The 2,932-nt window shown below is 46.2% G+C and carries 2 protein-coding genes; one reads left to right on the forward strand and one right to left on the reverse strand.

All coding sequences use genetic code 11. From position 1 onward, the window contains the following. Positions 1-168 precede the first annotated feature (168 nt). A complete protein-coding gene (gene nhaB, locus J3L11_RS18610; RefSeq protein ID WP_189616183.1) occupies positions 169-1,761 on the reverse strand; it encodes a sodium/proton antiporter NhaB in 1,593 nt (530 codons plus the stop codon). A 293-nt stretch (positions 1,762-2,054) separates the two neighbouring features. On the opposite strand from nhaB, the gene fadR reads away from it, so the two are divergent. Beyond that, positions 2,055-2,774 carry a fatty acid metabolism transcriptional regulator FadR gene (gene fadR, locus J3L11_RS18615; protein WP_189616575.1) on the forward strand — a complete coding sequence of 240 codons (720 nt, stop codon included), beginning with the start codon at positions 2,055-2,057 and terminating at the stop codon, positions 2,772-2,774. The last annotated feature ends 158 nt before the right edge of the window (positions 2,775-2,932 follow it).

Raw genomic sequence — 2,932 nt, forward strand, 5'->3', positions numbered from 1 at the left:
TTAATTGCCTGCATGCGAAAGCTCTTGGTCACACTCAATACCATGATGAAAAACGGAACCCGCTGGGGCGAAAAATCAACTCAATTGGCGTAATAAGTATTGACGGAATGCCACAGTCACTTGTTAGACTTTACAGAAGCGGCTTGGTTCAGTCAAAAATATCTAACATTAATGACCAGTAGCCTCGGCAGCACCCTTCAGTACTTCCTGTAGACTGTGATGCAAAATCATATGCGAATCATAGAAGTATTGGGTTGCCTGCTGCAGAAAACCGGTTTCAATTGACAAGATCCCGACGACCGACAATACCACTGTGTAAGGCAATGCCATCCACACCATACGACCATAGGACAAGCGGATTAACGGCGCTAGTGCTGATGTCAGCAGGAACAGAAATGCAGCTTGACCATTAGGCGTTGCCACCGATGGCAGGTTAGTGCCGGTGTTAATGGCAACCGCTAGCAGGTCAAACTGATCGCGAGTGATTTGACCATCAATCAAAGCTGCCTTAACTTCGTTGATATAAACGGTTCCCACAAACACATTGTCGCTGACCATGGATAGCAGGCCGTTGGCGATATAGAAGATGACTAACTGCACGTTACCTTCATAGCTGAGTGCCCAATGGATAACCGGGGCGAAGAGGTGCTGATCGATGATAACGCCAACAACAGAGAAAAATACTGCTAACAATGCGGTGAATGGCAGGGCTTCTTTGAACGCGTTGCCAAGTGCGTGCTCGTCGGTCACGCCATTAAATGCGGTTGTAAAAATGATCACCGACAGACCAATAAGCCCGACAGACGCCAAGTGGAATGCTAGGCCAATAATCAACCAGATACCCACTAGCGCCTGAACCACGAGTTTGACATTGTCTTTGGCGGTACGCCGTTCGTCTTCGTGCGTGGCAAAATCTACCAGAATACGATGGACGGCTTCCGGCAATTGTGCACCATAACCAAAGAGATGAAATCGCTCAACGATAACACAGGTCAGGATCCCCATCAGCAGCACTGGTACCGTTACCGGTGACATACGCAGTGCAAATTCGGCAAATTGCCAGTTCGCCTGTGCCGCAATAATCAGGTTTTGTGGCTCACCCACCATGGTGCATACACCACCTAAGGCAGTACCAACACCGGCGTGCATTAACAGGTTACGCAGGAAACCACGAAAATTCTCCAGTTCTTCAGCATTAAGCTGACCATCGCTGTCATCGGTATGATCATGGTCATCAGTGAAATCCTTTCCGGATGCCACTTTGTGGTAAATAGCGTAAAAACCTACTGCAACAGCAATAATTACCGCGATAACCGTCAGCGCATCCAAAAATGCGGAAAGAAATGCTGAGGCTAAACAAAACATCAAAGATACTGCGATTTTGGAACGTACCTTGGTGATCATTTTGGTGAAGACATACAGCAGCAGCTGTTTCATGAAGTAAATGCCCGCCACCATGAAGATTAATAGCAGCAACACTTCCATGTTGGCTTCCAGTTCGTGCAATACCTGACTTGGACTGGTCATGCCGATGAAAACAGCTTCAATCGCCAGCAAACCACCGGGTTGCAGCGGGTAGCATTTTAATGCCATTGCGAGGGTGAAGATAAATTCGGCCACCAATAGCCAACCAGCAAGGAAGGGATGAATACTGAACAGAATCGGATTGATAATCAAAAAACATAGAATTGCAAGCTTGTACCACTTGGGTGAGTTCCCCAAGAAGTTGCCCATGAAAGCCTGACTTAATGGCATTGGCATGGTTTCCCTCTCTCAAGTTGTTATAAGACGTTATAAAAAGTTGTTGGCTTTGTGAATGGCTCAGTCTAGCCCAAACCCTTGAGTATTGTCATGAACAGTCTGAAAACAGTCTTAAAATCACTTAGTCAATGGTAAAAATGAGACCTGAGCAGTTGAATTAGCTTTTAATCTTCAGGGGAGTGTGTTGTCTACAATGCGTCATATGCGTAGACGATTGTTTGAAGGTTTCCATTTTTTTTGGCTCTGGTATGATCAGTGACCAAAATTACTGTCACCACTGGAAAATTGGGCTGATGATCATTAATGCCAAGGGGCCTGCAAGTTTTGCAGAAAAATATATAGTTCGCTCGATTTGGGAAAATAAATTCCCCCCAGGCTCTATTCTTCCGGCCGAACGTGAATTATCGGAGCTTATCGGTGTCACGCGGACGACATTGCGTGAGGTATTACAGCGCCTAGCGCGCGATGGCTGGTTGACTATCCAGCACGGAAAACCTACTAAAGTCAATAACTTCTGGGAAACTTCAGGACTGAATATTCTGGAAACTATAGCGGATTTGAATCCGTCTGGCTTTCCGGTACTGGTTGATCAGCTATTGTCGGCTAGGACTAATATCAGCACTATCTATTTTCGTGGCGCGCTGCGGAATAACCCAAAAGTTGCTATCGACACCTTAGCTGAAGTCCATGATTTGACTGACGACGCTGCAGCTTATACTGATTTCGATTACAAGTTGCACCATTCGCTGGCATTTTCTTCCGGCAATCCTTTATATGTACTGATCCTTAATGGTTTTAAAGGGCTGTACCGCAAAGTGGGGCGCTATTATTTTGGTAGTGCAGAAGCCCGTAAGTTGGCGCGAGATTTTTATCTCAATCTGGAACGGCTGGCACGGGCTGGTCAATTCGCGGAAGTGCCTGAGTTGATGCGCGGCTATGGTAAAGACAGCGGTATCATGTGGCAGAAAATGCGTGATGCCATGCCACTGGAAATGGCGCAGGATAATCTGTAGTTGCCATCTTAAAAACAAAAGGACTGTCGATTGGCTAATGCTGATCAGTTAAGCCAGATCGCTTGACGATCTCATTGAAAAGATCAAAATCCGATGACCACTCGTCATCGGATTTTTTTATGCAACTCACTACCGCGCTTGCACTGGCTAATGGCTAT

The organism is Shewanella sp. 4t3-1-2LB (assembly GCF_017368415.1).
Lineage (GTDB): Bacteria > Pseudomonadota > Gammaproteobacteria > Enterobacterales > Shewanellaceae > Shewanella > Shewanella fodinae.

Coding starts and splice junctions, on each gene's coding strand:
- nhaB (WP_189616183.1), bottom strand. CDS start 1,761: ATGCCAATGCCATTAAGTCAGGCTTTCATGGGCAACTTCTTGGGGAAC.
- fadR (WP_189616575.1), top strand. CDS start 2,055: ATGATCATTAATGCCAAGGGGCCTGCAAGTTTTGCAGAAAAATATATA.